Here is a 14,905-nt window from a genome sequence, read left to right on the forward strand (position 1 = left end):
GCCGCCCGCGGGTGTCCGCCGGGGTTCGGCGGGGGATTCGGTGTTGACGCCCTCCCGGCACGCCGCATATCCTGAACGAACGGTCGGTAATTATTTTTGGCATGTTCCGCACAGTGAGGTGACCCCATGGCAGCACCAGCAGCGACCCAGCACGGCAGCCCGGACGTCGACGCCGCCGGCCAGCAGCTGTTCGATGAGCTGATAGCCCAGGACTCCCGCATCGAACCGCGGGACTGGATGCCGGAGGCGTACCGGAAGTCCCTCACCCGGCAGATTTCCCAGCACGCCCACTCCGAGATCATCGGCATGCAGCCCGAGGCGAACTGGATTACCCGCGCGCCGTCCCTGAAGCGCAAGGCCATCCTCATGGCCAAGGTCCAGGACGAGGCCGGCCACGGGCTCTACCTCTACTCCGCCGCCGAAACCCTCGGCACCGCGCGGGACAAGATGACCGAGGACCTGATCGCCGGCAAGGCCCGGTACTCGAGCATCTTCAACTATCCCGTGCTGACCTGGGCCGACATCGGCGCGATCGGCTGGCTCGTCGACGGCGCAGCCATCTGCAACCAGGTGCCCCTGTGCCGGGCCTCCTACGGGCCGTACGGCCGGGCCATGGTGCGCATCTGCAAGGAGGAGTCCTTCCACCAGCGGCAGGGCTTCGAGATCCTGCTCGAACTCGCCAACGGCACGCAGGCCCAGCGCGACATGGCCCAGGACGCCATCAACCGCTGGTACGCGCCCTCGCTCATGATGTTCGGTCCGCCGGACGACGACTCGCCGAACTCCAAGCAGTCGATGGCCTGGAACATCAAGCGCTTCTCCAACGATGAGCTGCGCTCGCGCTTCGTCGGCATGATCGCCGAGCAGGTTCGGGCCCTCGGGCTCACGCTTCCCGACCCGGACGTGCGCTTCAACGAGGACACCGGCAGGTGGGAGCACGGCCCGCTTGACTGGGAGGAGTTCAAGGAGGTCCTCGCCGGCCGCGGTCCCTGCAACGCCCAGCGCATGGAGCGCCGCCGCGAGGCCCACGAAGACGGCGCCTGGGTGCGCGAGGCCGCGGCCGCCTACGCCGACAAGCAGGCCCGCAGGGCCGCTACAGCGACGGAGGCAGCATGACCGGCGGATCCACAACCGGCGACGACGGCTCGACGGCGCCCGCCGCAGGCCCCGCGGAAAAGCGGCAGCCGTGGCCGCTGTGGGAGGTGTTCGTGCGGTCCTCGCGCGGGCTCTCCCACGTCCACGCCGGCTCCCTCCACGCGCCCGACGCCGACATGGCGCTGCGCAACGCCCGCGACCTCTACACCCGGCGGAATGAGGGCGTGAGCCTGTGGGTGGTGCCGTCGTCGGCCATCATCACCAGTGACCCGTCCGCGAAGGAGCAGTTCTTCGAATCCCCGCAGGGCAAGGATTACCGGCACGCCACCTACTACACCAAGAGCGAAGGGGTGAAGCACCTGTGAGCGAGGCCAACGCCAGCGCCACCCGCATCACCCCGGGCAACGCGCTGCGCCCCGAGGACATTGCCGCCTCGCACGCCGTGCCGCCCCCGGAGGCCGCGGAGTACGCGCTGTGGCTCGGCGACGACTCCCTCATCCTCGCCCAGCGCCTCGGCTGGTGGATCTCCCGCGCCCCCGAGCTCGAGGAGGACGTGGCGCTGGCCAATATCGCCCTCGACCTCATCGGACACGCCCGCTCCTTCCTCACCTACGCCGGCCACGCCTCCGGCCGCACCGAGGACGACCTCGCCTACTTCCGCCGCGAGCCGGAGTTCCGCTCCGCGCACCTGTTCGAGCAGCCCAACGGCGACTTCGCCCGCACCATCGCCCGCCAGTTCGTGGTCTCCCATTACCAGTGGGAGCTGTACTCGCGCCTTCAGCACTCAACCGACGCCACCCTCGCCGGGATCGCCGCCAAGGCCGTCAAGGAGGTCGACTACCACCGCGACCACAGCCTCCAGTGGGTGCTGCGCCTGGCCCAGGGCACCGAGGAGTCCCGCCGCCGCATGACCGCCGGGCTGAAGCTGACCTGGCCCTACGTCGAGGAACTGTTCGCGGACGAACCCCTGATCGATGCCCTGGGCGGTGCGGCCGTCCGGCCCAGCAGCCTGCGGGAGCCCTTCGACGCCGCGGTCGCCGCGGTGCTCGCCGAGGCCGACCTCGAGGTCCCGGCCGTGCCCGGCGCCACGGGCGGCGGCCGCCGCGGTGTCCACAGCGAGCACCTCGGTTACATCCTCGCCGAACTCCAGGTCCTCGCCCGCGAACACCCCGGCGCCTCCTGGTAGCCCTCATGAGCACCGACACCCGCACCTCCACCGCGGCTCACCGGCCCGCCGCTCCGGCCGCCGCCGCCGTCTGGGATATCGCCGCCACCGTCTGCGACCCGGAGATCCCCGTGCTCACCATCGAGGACCTGGGCGTCCTCCGGGACGCCCGCGTCGGTCCGGACGGCACCGGAACCACCGTGGTCATCACGCCTACCTACTCCGGTTGCCCCGCCATGGACGCCATCCGCGACGACGTGCTCGCCGCCCTCAGCGCCCACGGCTACACCGACGCCCGGGTGGAACTGGTCCTCGCCCCGGCCTGGACCACCGACTGGATGACCGAGGACGGCAAGGCCAAACTGAACCGGTACGGCATCGCCCCGCCCACCGGGAAGGCCGCCGCAGGGCCCGTGCGGGTGGGCCTGAGCGTCAAATGTCCCCAGTGCTCCTCCCTGAACACGCGCGAGCTCACCCGCTTCGGCTCCACCTCCTGCAAGGCGCTCTACGTCTGCCAGGACTGCCGGGAACCCTTCGACTACTTCAAGGTGCTCTGACATGGCCGTTACCTTTGCCCCAACCAACAAGCGGCGCACCGCCTTCCACGAACTCACCGTGGCCGAGGTGCGCCGGCTGACCGAGGACGCCGTCGAGGTCACCTTCGCCGTCCCGGCGGACCTGGCCGGAAAATACGACTACGTTCCCGGCCAGTACGTGGCACTGCGGACCACGCTCGACATCGACGGCGAGCCGAAGGAAGTGCGCCGCAGCTACTCCATCTGCGCCGAACCGCGTCCGGGGGAGATCCGGGTGGCGATCAAGCGGGACCTCGGCGGGGTGTTCTCCAGCTGGGCCAACGAGTCCCTCAAGGCGGGGGACCGGCTCGATGTGATGAGCCCCATGGGCCAGTTCATCTCCAAGCACGAAATGACCGAGCTGAACCACCCCGAGAAGATCGACACGGCGACCCAGAACACCTTCGTCGCCGTGGCGGCAGGCTCCGGCATCACCCCCGTCATCGCCATCGCCCGCTCGGTCCTCGCCGCGGGGGAGAACGTCCGCTTCGACCTCATCTATGCCAACAAGGCGGCCATGGACGTGATGTTCCTCGAGGACCTCGCCGACCTCAAGGACCGCTACCCGGCCCGGTTCGCCGTCCACCACGTGCTCTCCCGCGAACAGCGCATCTCGCCGCTGCTCTCGGGCCGGATCGACGCCGAGAAACTGCAGACCCTGCTGGGGGGCGTGCTGCGGACCGAGGACGTCGACGAGTGGTTCCTCTGCGGACCCTTCGAACTGGTGCAGCTGTGCCGGGACACCCTCGCCGAGCGGGGCGTGCCGGCCGAGAAGATCCGCTTCGAACTGTTCAGCACCGGCGAGCCGACCCGCCCGGAAGGCCAGACCGGGCGGCCCGTCCGGCCGGCCGACAACGGCGAGAACTACACCATTTCCTTCCGCCTCGACGGGCTGCAGGGCACCGTCGAAAGCCCCACCCACGCGCGGGAATCCCTGCTCAACGCCGCGCTGCGGGTGCGTCCGGACGTGCCCTTCGCGTGCGCCGGCGGGGTCTGCGGAACCTGCCGTGCAAAGATCGTCTCGGGCACGGTGGAGATGGAAGAGAACTACGCCCTGGAGCCCGACGAGCTCGCCAAGGGGTACGTCCTGACCTGTCAGGCCCGGCCCACCAGCGACGCCGTGTCGGTGGACTACGACGCCTAGGAGAGGCATGACACTGCAGGACACCATGATTTCGCTGGAGCTCCACGACGGCGTCGCCGAGATCACCCTCAACGCCCCCTACAAGCTCAACGCCCTCGACGAGCAGGCACTCGAAGACCTGTCGCGGGCGTACGACGAGGCCGAAGCGGCCGCCGCCGACGGGTCCGTCCGCGCCCTGCTGCTGCGCGGGGAGGGCCGCGCCTTCTGCGCCGGCCGCGACATCTCCGGGGTCTCCCCGGACACCGACGACGCCGAGGCCTACCTCGCCGGGCTGGTCACCCCGCTGCTGAAGAAGATGTCCGCCTTCCCGGCACCGACCTTCGCGGCGGCCCAGGGCGCCTGCCTCGGCGTCGGGCTGGGCCTGCTCATCGCCACCGACGTCGTCTACGCCGCCGACAACGCCAAGATCGGGTCGCCCTTCGCCAACCTCGGGGCCACCCTCGACTCGGGCGGCCACTGGCTGTTCACCGAGCGCCTCGGCGCCCACCGCACCCTCGACCTGATCTACACCGCCGAGCTGATGAGCGGTGCCGAGGCCGTGCGGTCGGGCCTGTTCAGCCGCTCGCTTCCCGCCGGCGAACTCCTCGAAACCACCCGCGCGACCGCCGCCCGGGTCGCCACGGGCGCCACCGGGGCCTTCCGCGCCTCCAAGCAGCTGGTGGCCGAGATCCGGGACCGGCGGCTGGGGTTGTGGGCTGCGGTGGATCAGGAGAACGCGGCCCAGGCCGCCCTCTGCCGGACGCCGGACTACGCCGAGGGGTTCACCGCCTTCCAGGAGAAGCGCGCGCCGCGTTTCGCCGGACGCTAGGGGCACCGGCCGGGGCGCGGCAGCCCGCGGCGCCCGGGCACGCGGGCACTTCCGCTCTACCGGGTGTCGAGGTCCTCGAACACCAGGAAGGTCTGGGTATCCAGGACGCCCGGCATCGACTGAAGCCGGTCGAAGATCACCCGTCGCAGGTCAAGGTTGTCCTCTGCGCGCACCAGCAGGATCACGTCGAAGTCCCCGCCGACCAGGGCGATGTGGTGGATCTCGGGGATCTCCCGCAGCTTCTCGCGGAGCTCCCGCCAGGAATGCTGGCGCACCTTGAGGGTTACATAGGCCGAGGATTTCAACCCGGCTTTCACGGGGTCCACCAGGGCCGTGAACTTCGTCAGCACCCCCTCTTCGGTGAGACGGGAGATCCGCGAGTAGGCGTGGGCCCGTGAGATGTGGACGTTCTCGGCGAGTGAGGTGACCGACTGCCGTCCGTCCCGGGTGAGCTCGGCCAGGATCCTGCGGTCAACCTCGTCCAACAGGCCATCGGCCATCTGTCTCTCCGTCCTTCTGTTATCCAGCTCACACCGACCGTTTGTCTTCGATCGGGCCCTCCACGAGTCAATCCTTCCAGACTTTCTGCATTTGATGGATACGAAATGCACACCGAAGCGATACTAAGGTGACACAGCATCCAATGCTGCCCTCCGCGGTCCGTGGACGGCGGCGCTGACGCTGTCGAGGACACGGCCAATGGAGGCGGACATGACGATTCCAACGAACAGCGACTCCACCGGAACGGAGGGCGGGGTCGGCAAGCAATTGCTGCCCTCGCCGGTTCCGGTGCAGCTGATCGACCAGCACGGGGAGGCCCGCGCCGACGCCCGGTACGCGCTACCGGACCCCCAGGCCCTCCTGACGGGATACGCACGGCTGATCTCGGGCCGGCGCATTAACGACCAGGCCAATGCCCTGGTACGCCAGGGGCGCCTTGCCGTCTACCCCTCCTCCCACGGGCAGGAGGCCTGCCAGGTGTCCGCGGCGCTCGTCCTGCAGTCCCAGGACTGGCTGTTCCCCACCTACCGCGACACCGTTGCAGTCATTACCCGGGGCGTGGATCCGCTGGAAGTCTTCACCCTCCTGCGCGGCGACTGGCACTCGGGCTACGACCCCTACGAACTGCACGTCGCCCCGCAGGCCACCCCGCTGGCGACGCAGCTGCTCCACGCCGTCGGCGTCGCCCACGCGGCCAAGCTCCGCGGCGAGGACACCGTGGTCCTGGCCCTGTGCGGTGACGGGGCAACCAGCGAGGGCGACTTCCACGAAGCGCTGAACTTCGCCGCCGTGTTCCACGTACCGGTGGTGTTCTTCGTGCAGAACAACGAATACGCCATCTCGGTGCCGCTGAAGAACCAGTCCGTGGCGCCGTCCCTGGCCCACAAGGCGATCGGCTACGGCATGCCGGGGGAGCGGGTGGATGGCAATGACCTCGCCGCGCTCCTGTCGGTGCTCGGCGCGGCCGTCGACTCCGCCCGCAGCGGCGGCGGGCCGGCCCTGATTGAGGCCCACACCTACCGCATGCAGGCCCATACCAACGCCGACGACGCCACGCGGTACCGGTCCGCCGAGGACGTCGACAAGTGGATCCCGAAGGACCCGATCAGCAGGCTGCGCACCTACCTGCGCGGGCTGTCCCTGCTCGATGACGCCGTGGAGGAGCAGTTCGCCGCCGATGCTGAAGCCCTCGCGGCCTCGATCCGCGCCGGCCTCAACGCCGACGTCGAGGTCGATCCGCAGGAGTTGTTCGCCCACGTCTACACCCAGAAAACAGCGCAGCTCCGGGAGCAGGCCGACCTGCTGCGCGACGAGCTCTCACGCGAGGCGGTCCAGTCATGACCCAGATCTCAGAACGCGCGGCGGCGCCGGCGACGGCGCCCAACCTGCCCGCCGTCCCGTCGGCGGCCCAGCCGGCGGCGACAACCCAGTCCGCGGCGACGGCCGTGACCTTCGCCAAGGCCCTCAACACCGCCCTGGCCGACGCCATGGAGGCGGACAGCTCGGTGCTGATGTTCGGCGAGGACGTCGGGCCCCTCGGTGGAGTCTTCCGGATCACCGACGGGTTGACCGCCCGCTTCGGGCCCGGGCGTTGCTTCGACACCCCGCTGGCCGAGGCCGGGATCATGGGCATGGCCGTCGGGATGGCGATGAACGGCATGCGCCCGGTCGTGGAGATGCAGTTCGACGCCTTTGCCTACCCGGCCTTCGAGCAGGTGGTCAGCCACGTCGCCAAGCTGCCCAACCGCACCAAGGGCCGGGTGCTGCTGCCGATGGTCATCCGCATCCCCTATGCCGGCGGCATCGGCGGGGTGGAACACCACTGCGATTCCTCCGAGTCCTACTACGCGCACACCCCCGGCCTTACGGTCCTCGCCCCGGCCACGGTCCGCGACGCCTACCTCATGCTGCGCGAAGCGATCGCCCTGCCGGATCCCGTCGTCTTCCTCGAACCGAAGAAGCTGTACTGGTCCAAGGAGGTCGTTGACCTCGGGGAGCTGCGCCGCACCTTCGAGGAGGGCTCCGCGCCGCGGACCATCGGCAGCGCCGTCGTCGCCCGATCCGGCACCGACGCGACCCTGATCGCCTACGGCCCCTCGGTGCCCACCGCCATGGCCGCCGCGGCGGCCGCCTCCGAGGAGGGCCGGTCGCTTGAGGTCATCGACGTCCGCTCCCTCGTGCCCTTTGACGACGAGACGGTGTGCGCGAGCGTGCGCAGGACCGGGCGGGCCGTGGTGATCGCCGAAACCCCGGGGTTCGCCTCGGTCGCCGCGGAGATCGTGGCCCGGGTTCAGGAGCGGTGTTTCCATTCCCTGGCCGCGCCCGTGCGGCGCGTCACCGGATTCGATATCCCCTATCCGGCACCCAAGCTGGAGCATCACTTCCTTCCCAGCGTCGACCGGATACTCGACACTGTCGATGAGCTGCAGTGGGAGGACGGGCAATGAGCACCGAAGCGCTGCCTGCGACCCTGCAGGTGTTCCGGCTGCCCGATCTCGGCGAGGGCCTGACCGAGGCCGAACTCGTCAACTGGCTGGTCAAGGAGGGTGATGAGGTCCGCGTCGACCAGCCGGTCGCCGAGGTCGAGACGGCCAAGGCCGTCGTCGAGGTTCCCTGCCCCTACGCCGGCACCGTCGCGGTGCTGCACGGGGCGGCGGGGGAGACCCTCGACGTCGGCGCCCCCCTGATCTCCGTCCGCGCCGCCGGCGCGCCGGCCGCCGAAGCGCCCGCCGTCCAGCCGCCCGCCGCCGGGGCCGCACCGCGCGTGGGACCCGTCGGCGGGACCACGGCCGGGCCGGAGGCCGAAACCTACCGGAACGAGGAGCGGGCCGGCATCTCGACCGCCGCCGCGGCCGCCGCAGCACCGGAACCGGAGCAGGGCTCGGGCAACGTGCTGATCGGCTACGGCACCCCCGGCGGCACCACGGGGAAGCGGACCCGTGCGCGCCGGACCGCCGGATCACCACAGCGGCAGGCCGCTGCCACCCCCGCCCCCGTCACCCCGGGGGCCGTGGCCCCGGCCGCCCCCGACGGCGGGATTGGCGTGCAGGCCGTGCGCTGCATCTCGCCCCTGGTCCGCCGGATGGCGGTCGAGGGCGGGCTGGTGCTGCGGGAGCTCAGCGGAAGCGGCCCCGACGGGCTGATCCTGCGCCGGGATGTCGAGGCGGCCCTCGCCGGCCGCGGAACCGGCGCGCCCGCCGCCCCGGGCGGGGAACGGCCGGCGATGGAACAGCCGGCGGTGGAGGCGTCCACGGTGGAGTCGTCCACAGTGAAGCGGCCGGCGTCCGGCATCGACCAGCGGTCCGGGCTCGCCGTCCTCGAGCGCCTCCCCCTGCGCGGGATGCGCCGGACGATCGCCGACACCCTCTCGCGCAGCCGCCGGGAGATCCCCGAGGCGACCGTGTGGGTCGACGTGGACGCCACCGCCCTGCTGGACCTGCGGGCCTCGCTGAAGTCCGATGGCGGCGCCCCGGGCCTGCTCGCGTTCATCGCGCGGTTCGTCGTCGCCGGGCTGGCGAAGTATCCCGAACTCAATACCCGCGTCCTCACCGGTAAGGACGGCTCCCAGGAGCTCCTGACCGTCGAGGGCATCAACCTCGGGGTGGCGGCCCAGACCGAGCGCGGCCTGGTGGTGCCCAGCATCCGCAGGGCCGACCTGCTCAACGCCCGGGCGCTGGACGCCGAAATCCGCCGTCTGACCGAGGCCGCCCGTGCCGGGAAAGCCACCCCGGCGGAGCTGACCTCGGGAACCTTCACGCTGAACAACTACGGCGTCTTCGGGGTGGACGGCAGCGCCGCGATCATCAACCACCCGGAGTCGGCGATCCTCGGCGTCGGGCGGATCATCGACCGGCCCTGGGTTGTCGACGGGGCGCTGGCGGTGCGGAAGGTGACCGAGCTGACCCTGACCTTCGACCACCGGGTCTGCGACGGCGGGACGGCCGGCGGGTTCCTGCGGTTCGTGGCTGACGCGATGGAGAACCCCGCCCGGCTGCTGGCCGACCTGTAGCAAAGCGTCGGAGCGGTTCCCTGTGAAGATGCCGGCTTCGCGGAATCCGTGGAGCCGGCCCCGCGGCGGGCTCAGGCGGGAACCATCTCCGGGACGGGCTTGGGCTCGATATGACGGATCATGCGCAGCCCGCAGTTTTCCTCGACCAAGGCCCCAAGGTTCCGGTACTGGAAGCTCTTGCTCGTGGTCCCGGGCCACCGCTTCCGTAGCAGCATGCCCAGGCGGGCTCCATTGACTCGCCCGTCGATGAGCAGTTCGGGGTCCGCGCCGACCAGCGAGAGGATGGCCTGGCGGTATTCGGCCAGGGTCGGCGGTGGTGCGGGCTGTGCGGCCGCCGCCTGCACCGCCGGCGCCGATGCGGGCGGCTCCGGAACCGCAACGACGTGGAACTGATCCGCGGACGACCGGAGCATGCTATTGACGGCCCCGACATCGGGACCCGAGGTTGTCACCACGATCACGTACTTGCCCAGCGCATGCAGCCGCCGCACCAGCGGAACATACCCGCCGTCTCCGCTGACGATTACGAAAACCTCAATCCACGGCGCGTCGGCGGCGATCCGGAGTGCATCGACGACGAGTTCGATGTCGGCCGCATTCTTAATGTCCTGGTTGAAGGAGAAGATCTGGACCGGTTCGACGCCGTGCCCGAGCAGCTGGCGGCGGTAGGTGCCCATCTCCGCCCGCCCCCAGTTCGCGTAGGCGCGGGCCACCGCCGTCAGCGCCCCGACCCCGCTGTCGCGGACGAGCCGGCCGATGTCTTTCATGATCGATCCCACGGGAACGGAGGTGGGGTGCCCGGCAACCCCGCCGTACAGATTTTCCATATCCAGAAAAACCGCAACGTTCCGCCGGGGTGGTGTTCCGGCGGGTTCCATAGTCACCTGTCCTGCTTGGAACGGAAAGGAATTACCTCATACCCCGAATATGGGTATTTGATGAAAGTAGCGCATCTGTTTCAGATGTGACTAGAGCTAATTAGGAATGAAATTACCTTCCCGGTGCCGAAGCGCTGCCGTTCGGGGATGGAATGCCGCTGGTAGTCTCTGCCCATGGATGAGTCAATGGGGAAATTTTTGTCCGACTTCGCTGCCCTGGTCGAGCTGGCGCAGGCGCAGGGACCGCGCGGTCCCCAGGGCGAACAGCTTGTCCCGATCCTGAGCGCACACCTCGGGCGCCCGGCACACGAGGTTCCGGTGGTCCTCGAACAGGTTCCGTCCCACCGCTTCGTGGACCTCGACATCTTCCTGGCCGGAGAGGCCGGAAAGGACCCGGCCGCCCGGCTCGTCGGCATCGGCGGGGGAGACCAGCGCCACCATCTATCCCTGAGCGACATGCTCCAGCAGCAGCAGTTCTTCCCGCGGCTTCCGCTCTCCCAGCCCGACTATACGAACGTGGCCGTAGGCCCCGACGCCCAGCGGCAGGCCGTCGCGCTGGGCGTCTGGCTGTTCACCCGGGACGGAGTCCCGCTGGTGGTTCTCCAGCGCACCGCGAGCCCGCAGTACGGCCGGATGACCGCATCGCTCGAGGTCCTCGCGCCGGACCCGGGCGCAACGGCCGCATTCCTCGCCGAGCTGCGCCGGCAGCTGGAGAGCGACAGCGTGCTCAAGGGCCAGGTGATCTCCCTGAGGATGGACGACTTCGGGCAGGGAAGCGCCGGTGTCACCTTCCACCACCGCCCGGCGCTCGGAGAGGCGGACGTGATCCTGCCCGAGGGCCTCCTGCAAAGGATTTCCGACCATGCGGTGGGCATCGCGGCCCACCGCGCGGCGTTGAAGGCCCTGGGTCAGCACCTCAAGCGCGGAATCCTGCTGTACGGGCCGCCGGGCACGGGAAAGACCCACACCGTGCGCTACCTGCTCGGCCGGACCGAGGGGACGACGGCGATCCTGCTCTCGGGCGGCACCCTTGCCTTCGTGAGCGAGGCCGCCCGGATGGCCCGCGCCCTTCAGCCCTCGGTGGTGGTCCTTGAGGACTGCGACCTGATTGCCGAGGACCGCAGCTACGGCCACGGCCCCCAGCCCCTGTTGTTCGAGGTGCTCGACGCCATGGACGGGCTTGACGATGACGCCGACGTCACTTTCGTCCTGACGACGAACCGGGTGGATATGCTCGAACGGGCGCTGGCCGAACGTCCGGGCCGGGTCGATCTCGCGGTGAACATTCCGCTTCCCTCCGAGCGCGAGCGCATCGAGCTGCTCCGCCTTTACTCACGCAGGATCCGCTTCAGCGAGGAGGCGCTGGCCGCGGCCGCCGCACGCATCGAAGGAACCACCGCGTCCTTCGTCCGGGAACTCGTGCGCCGGGCCGTGCTCGGGGCCCAGCTGGCCGGCGCCGAGCTCTCCGATGTCCATCTTGAGGCGGCGGTGGCGGAACTGATGGCCGACGGCGCCACCCTGACCCGCAGCCTGCTCGGGAGCCAGCACTCCCCGGGCTCCCCGGTGGGGCAGGGCCATTCTGCTGAGCCCGGCGTCGCGCCCGGCCCCGGGTTCTTCCCGGGCCAGGAGTATCCGCCGGGAGACTGGTCCCACCACGGCCCGATGGGATGAGTCCCGTCGGAGCCCGGGACTCCTAGACTGGAAGTCATCGCCTATGGAGAGGGATCCTTCGTGTCTGCTATACCCGATGCCCCGGGGCAGGAAGCGTCGTGGCAGGAGCTCGCGCCCGGCATCCGCGTCCTTGCGCTTCCCGGCTTCGCCGCGAACATCGGCTTCGTCCTCGGTTCCGAGCGCGGGCTGATCATTGACACCGGGGCGGGGCCCCGGCAGGCGGAGCAGATTCTCCGCAGCGTCCGGGAAGTGACGGACCTGCCGCTGGCCGCCGTCATCACCCATGCACACGGCGATCACTACTTCGGAAACAGCTACCTGGCCGCGCACGGGGTCGAGCAGATCTGGGCCACCTCGCGCTGCAGCGAGGTGATGCTCGCCGGCGGCGCGCAGCAGCGTGCACTCGTCGGCGGGGTGGAACCCGAGATGGCCGCCGGAGAAGGCCCGCACACCGAACTCGTGGCTGCGACCCGCCTGGTCGACGGCAAGCCGGTGGACCTCAATCTGGGCGGCATCCAGGTCACCCTGTTCCATCTCGGCCGAGGCCACACCGACCACGACCTCCTGGTGGGCGCCGGCAACGTCCTCTTCACCGGTGACCTCGTCGAGGAGGGCGCCGATCCGGCCTTCGAGGACTCGTTCCCCACCGACTGGATCCGGACGCTCGGAAAGATCACGGCGCTCGAGGACCTCTACGACGTCTTCGTTCCCGGGCATGGCGCTCCCGTGGATGTGCGGTTCGTCAGCACGCAGATGGAAAAGATGCGCGCGGCCATCCGGGTCACCAAGATCGCCATGGACGAGGCCTCTATCGACATGACCAAGGCGGTCCCGCTCCTGCCCTACAGCCCGGAACGTTCACGGGTGCTGCTGGACAGGCTTCGGACGCTCGCCCACTGGAAGTGGCTCTCCCGTCAGCCCTAAGTGCAGGGCCGCGCGGCGGCTTGGTTCGGATGCGGGCGGTCCCCGGTGATCCGGGCCTGCGAGGTGAAGAGCCAGCCGGCGGCTCCGGCCAGGGTGAATCCGGTGCCCACAATCGAGGCAAGGCCGGCCCAGAAGAACAACGGCACGCGCGCCGTCCCGGGGACAGGCGCCGGCCCGATCTGCTGCACCAGGACATAGAGCAGCGCGGAACACACAAGGCCCGCCAGGCCGGCCACCCAGCAGAGCGCGAGCCACCACCGCGACGACGCCCAGTGGCGGCCGAAGCCGGGCCAGACGTTCCACTCATTGCCGGTGCGCATCACCAGCAGACCGCCCAGGAGCGTCCACGCCCCCACGACGAGGAGGGCGGCGATCACGTCGGCCGGGCGGTGCCACAGGTTGACGAAGGTCGCGGCACCCGCCAGCACCGAATAGGTTCCGCCACCGGCCGCCACGAGCGGGCGCCAGCGCGGCGAGGACACCAGGAAGACCGCAGCCACCGCCGACGCCGCCATCGTCGTATGCCCCGACGGTAATGAATTGAAGTCCAAGGTCGGGACGCCGCGGTCCGGGCGGTCAAGGACCATGTTTTTGAGGACCTGGGTGGTGAGGTTCGCCCCGGCCACGACACCGAGTGCTAGAAGCGCCGCAGCCCAGCGCCGCCGGACCAGCGTGACAAACAGGAGGGTTCCCGCGGCGATGACCACGGAGATCAGCGGCAGGTTGTCGAGGAAGCGCAGAAACGGCAGGGCGCCGTCCGGGGCGGCGGTGTCGGCCTCCGCCCACGCCGATTCATCGGCGAACTGTCCGGTGGTGGTTCGAACGAACAACCAATAGGTCCAGCCCAGGGCCGTGAAGCACACCGCTGCTCCCAGAACGAACAGCTGGGGGCTGCGTGCCGCCCTGGCCCGCCGACGGGTCCACCGAAGAGGTCCTCGTTGCAAGGTCATTCACCAACTGTTCCATATCCGGCTGGAAGTTCCTGAATTGGCTCCCCATCCCGTCGAGTCAGCAGGAAACCACGTTCTCACGGGCTGGAAGCGTGGTGAGCTGCGGTTTCGGCGGCGGGGGAGGCGCGGCGCGCACTCCAGCGCCACGTAGCCTAGACGCGTGAGCACACCCGACCCCCGCGCCCCGTTCCTCCCCCCGCTGGCAGAGCTTCGGGAGCGTGCGCGCGTCGTCGCAGTGCCCATGCGGGTCCGGTTCCGGGGCGTTATGGTCCGGGAAGCGCTTCTGATCGAGGGACCCGAGGGCTGGAGCGAGTTCTCCCCGTTCCCCGAGTACGGAGACAGTGAAGCGGCGAGCTGGCTGCGCTCGGCGCTGGAAGCGGGGTGGCAAGGATTCCCGGAGCCGGTGCGGCAGCAGGTGCCGGTGAACGCCACGGTCCCGGCGGTGCCCGCCGCTCGTGTCGAGGAGGTCCTGGCCCGCTTCGGCGGCGTCGGCGCGGTGAAGGTCAAGGTGGCCGAGCAGGGACAGGACCTCGCCCAGGACCATGCCCGGCTAGCCGAGGTGCGCCGGCTGCTGCCCTTGGCGGCGATCCGCGTCGACGCCAACGGTGGATGGACCGAAGGCGAGGCGCTTGCCGCACTGACGGAGCTCGCCGACTACCGGCTCGAATACGCCGAACAGCCCGTGGCCGACATTCCGGGGCTGCGGGCGGTGCGCAATGAGCTGCGCCGGCGGGAGGTGCCCGTGCTCATTGCCGCCGACGAGAGCGTGCGGCGCGAGGAGGATCCGCTGCGGGTCGCGCGGGAGGATGCGGCCGACCTGCTCGTGATCAAGGCGGCCCCGCTCGGGGGAGTGCGCAGGGCGCTGGACCTGGTGGCCCGGGCCGGGCTGCCCGCCGTCGTCAGCTCGGCGCTCGACACCTCCGTGGGCATCCGGGCCGGGGTGGCCCTCGCCGCGGCGCTGCCCGAGCTTCCCTACGCCTGCGGACTCGCTACCGTCTCCCTCATGAACGGCGACGTCACCGATGACCCGCTGGTGCCCGACGGCGGGTTCCTTCCGGTCCGCCGGGTCACCGTGTCCCCGGCTCTGCTGGAGACCTTCGCCGCGCCGGCTGACCGGCGGCAGTGGTGGCTCGACCGGCTCGAGCGGGTTCACCGGGTGCTGGCCGGGGCCGCTGGCTAGGGGGA

At 70.1% G+C, this 14,905-nt stretch carries 15 protein-coding genes; 12 read left to right on the forward strand and 3 right to left on the reverse strand.

Features of this window, described 5'->3' with window-relative positions:
- Positions 1–126: 126 nt before the first annotated feature.
- Genes paaA through E2F48_RS09695 form a run of 6 tightly spaced genes read left to right on the forward strand, consistent with a single transcriptional unit; the run spans position 127 to position 4,787 of the window.
- The gene (gene paaA / locus E2F48_RS09670) at positions 127–1,116 is read left to right on the forward strand and encodes a 1,2-phenylacetyl-CoA epoxidase subunit PaaA (RefSeq protein WP_133403774.1); all 990 of its coding nucleotides are present in this window, start codon (positions 127–129) and stop codon (positions 1,114–1,116) included.
- Positions 1,113–1,460: a 1,2-phenylacetyl-CoA epoxidase subunit PaaB gene (gene paaB, locus E2F48_RS09675; RefSeq protein WP_120167830.1), complete on the forward strand. Its 348-nt coding sequence runs from the start codon at positions 1,113–1,115 to the stop codon at positions 1,458–1,460. The genes paaA and paaB overlap by 4 nt, the downstream gene beginning before the upstream one ends.
- Complete coding sequence (gene paaC / locus E2F48_RS09680) at positions 1,457–2,281, forward strand: 1,2-phenylacetyl-CoA epoxidase subunit PaaC (protein ID WP_133403775.1); 825 nt, start codon at positions 1,457–1,459, stop codon at positions 2,279–2,281. Before paaB ends, paaC begins: the two co-directional genes overlap by 4 nt.
- Positions 2,282–2,286: 5 nt before the next feature.
- Positions 2,287–2,817, forward strand: a complete 531-nt coding sequence (gene paaD / locus E2F48_RS09685) for a 1,2-phenylacetyl-CoA epoxidase subunit PaaD (protein WP_133403776.1) — start codon at positions 2,287–2,289, stop codon at positions 2,815–2,817.
- Position 2,818: 1 nt separating this feature from the next.
- Positions 2,819–3,979: a 1,2-phenylacetyl-CoA epoxidase subunit PaaE gene (gene paaE / locus E2F48_RS09690; protein WP_133403777.1), complete on the forward strand. Its 1,161-nt coding sequence runs from the start codon at positions 2,819–2,821 to the stop codon at positions 3,977–3,979.
- A 25-nt stretch (positions 3,980–4,004) separates the two neighbouring features.
- Positions 4,005–4,787 carry an enoyl-CoA hydratase/isomerase family protein gene (locus tag E2F48_RS09695; protein WP_133404139.1) on the forward strand — a complete coding sequence of 261 codons (783 nt, stop codon included), beginning with the start codon at positions 4,005–4,007 and terminating at the stop codon, positions 4,785–4,787.
- Positions 4,788–4,843: 56 nt separating this feature from the next.
- Here E2F48_RS09695 and E2F48_RS09700 read toward each other — a convergent pair whose 3' ends face one another.
- Positions 4,844–5,287 (reverse strand): Lrp/AsnC family transcriptional regulator, encoded by a 444-nt coding sequence (locus E2F48_RS09700; protein WP_120167838.1) that lies wholly within the window; start codon positions 5,285–5,287, stop codon positions 4,844–4,846.
- A 211-nt stretch (positions 5,288–5,498) separates the two neighbouring features.
- On the opposite strand from E2F48_RS09700, the gene pdhA reads away from it, so the two are divergent.
- Genes pdhA through E2F48_RS09715 form a run of 3 tightly spaced genes read left to right on the forward strand, consistent with a single transcriptional unit; the run spans position 5,499 to position 9,297 of the window.
- A complete protein-coding gene (gene pdhA / locus E2F48_RS09705) occupies positions 5,499–6,629 on the forward strand; it encodes a pyruvate dehydrogenase (acetyl-transferring) E1 component subunit alpha (protein WP_133403778.1) in 1,131 nt (376 codons plus the stop codon).
- The gene (locus tag E2F48_RS09710; protein WP_133403779.1) at positions 6,626–7,735 is read left to right on the forward strand and encodes an alpha-ketoacid dehydrogenase subunit beta; all 1,110 of its coding nucleotides are present in this window, start codon (positions 6,626–6,628) and stop codon (positions 7,733–7,735) included. Before pdhA ends, E2F48_RS09710 begins: the two co-directional genes overlap by 4 nt.
- Complete coding sequence (locus E2F48_RS09715) at positions 7,732–9,297, forward strand: dihydrolipoamide acetyltransferase family protein (protein WP_133403780.1); 1,566 nt, start codon at positions 7,732–7,734, stop codon at positions 9,295–9,297. Before E2F48_RS09710 ends, E2F48_RS09715 begins: the two co-directional genes overlap by 4 nt.
- A 71-nt stretch (positions 9,298–9,368) precedes the next feature.
- On the opposite strand, the gene E2F48_RS09720 is transcribed toward E2F48_RS09715, so the two are convergent.
- A complete protein-coding gene (locus tag E2F48_RS09720; RefSeq protein WP_246018889.1) occupies positions 9,369–10,175 on the reverse strand; it encodes an NYN domain-containing protein in 807 nt (268 codons plus the stop codon).
- 174 nt (positions 10,176–10,349) lie between these two features.
- On the opposite strand from E2F48_RS09720, the gene E2F48_RS09725 reads away from it, so the two are divergent.
- Together E2F48_RS09725 and E2F48_RS09730 are read left to right on the forward strand one after the other, a co-directional pair.
- Positions 10,350–11,846 (forward strand): AAA family ATPase, encoded by a 1,497-nt coding sequence (locus tag E2F48_RS09725; protein WP_133403782.1) that lies wholly within the window; start codon positions 10,350–10,352, stop codon positions 11,844–11,846.
- Positions 11,847–11,906: 60 nt separating this feature from the next.
- Positions 11,907–12,770 carry an MBL fold metallo-hydrolase gene (locus E2F48_RS09730; RefSeq protein WP_246018758.1) on the forward strand — a complete coding sequence of 288 codons (864 nt, stop codon included), beginning with the start codon at positions 11,907–11,909 and terminating at the stop codon, positions 12,768–12,770.
- Here E2F48_RS09730 and E2F48_RS09735 read toward each other — a convergent pair.
- On the reverse strand, positions 12,767–13,720 hold the full coding sequence (locus tag E2F48_RS09735; protein ID WP_133403783.1) for a phosphatase PAP2 family protein: 954 nt from the start codon (positions 13,718–13,720) through the stop codon (positions 12,767–12,769). The two genes, E2F48_RS09730 and E2F48_RS09735, sit on opposite strands and share 4 nt — an antisense overlap.
- Before the next feature lie 160 nt (positions 13,721–13,880).
- Here E2F48_RS09735 and E2F48_RS09740 point away from each other — a divergent pair, with 160 nt between their 5' ends.
- Positions 13,881–14,900, forward strand: a complete 1,020-nt coding sequence (locus tag E2F48_RS09740; protein WP_133403784.1) for an o-succinylbenzoate synthase — start codon at positions 13,881–13,883, stop codon at positions 14,898–14,900.
- Positions 14,901–14,905: the final 5 nt, after the last annotated feature.

The organism is Arthrobacter crusticola (genome assembly GCF_004357995.1).
Lineage (GTDB): Bacteria > Actinomycetota > Actinomycetes > Actinomycetales > Micrococcaceae > Arthrobacter_D > Arthrobacter_D crusticola.

Coding starts and splice junctions, on each gene's coding strand:
- E2F48_RS09735 (WP_133403783.1), bottom strand. CDS start 13,720: ATGACCTTGCAACGAGGACCTCTTCGGTGGACCCGTCGGCGGGCCAGG.
- E2F48_RS09700 (WP_120167838.1), bottom strand. CDS start 5,287: ATGGCCGATGGCCTGTTGGACGAGGTTGACCGCAGGATCCTGGCCGAG.
- E2F48_RS09695 (WP_133404139.1), top strand. CDS start 4,005: ATGATTTCGCTGGAGCTCCACGACGGCGTCGCCGAGATCACCCTCAAC.
- paaD (WP_133403776.1), top strand. CDS start 2,287: ATGAGCACCGACACCCGCACCTCCACCGCGGCTCACCGGCCCGCCGCT.
- paaB (WP_120167830.1), top strand. CDS start 1,113: ATGACCGGCGGATCCACAACCGGCGACGACGGCTCGACGGCGCCCGCC.
- paaE (WP_133403777.1), top strand. CDS start 2,819: ATGGCCGTTACCTTTGCCCCAACCAACAAGCGGCGCACCGCCTTCCAC.
- E2F48_RS09710 (WP_133403779.1), top strand. CDS start 6,626: ATGACCCAGATCTCAGAACGCGCGGCGGCGCCGGCGACGGCGCCCAAC.
- pdhA (WP_133403778.1), top strand. CDS start 5,499: ATGACGATTCCAACGAACAGCGACTCCACCGGAACGGAGGGCGGGGTC.
- E2F48_RS09715 (WP_133403780.1), top strand. CDS start 7,732: ATGAGCACCGAAGCGCTGCCTGCGACCCTGCAGGTGTTCCGGCTGCCC.
- E2F48_RS09720 (WP_246018889.1), bottom strand. CDS start 10,175: ATGGAACCCGCCGGAACACCACCCCGGCGGAACGTTGCGGTTTTTCTG.
- E2F48_RS09725 (WP_133403782.1), top strand. CDS start 10,350: ATGGATGAGTCAATGGGGAAATTTTTGTCCGACTTCGCTGCCCTGGTC.
- paaA (WP_133403774.1), top strand. CDS start 127: ATGGCAGCACCAGCAGCGACCCAGCACGGCAGCCCGGACGTCGACGCC.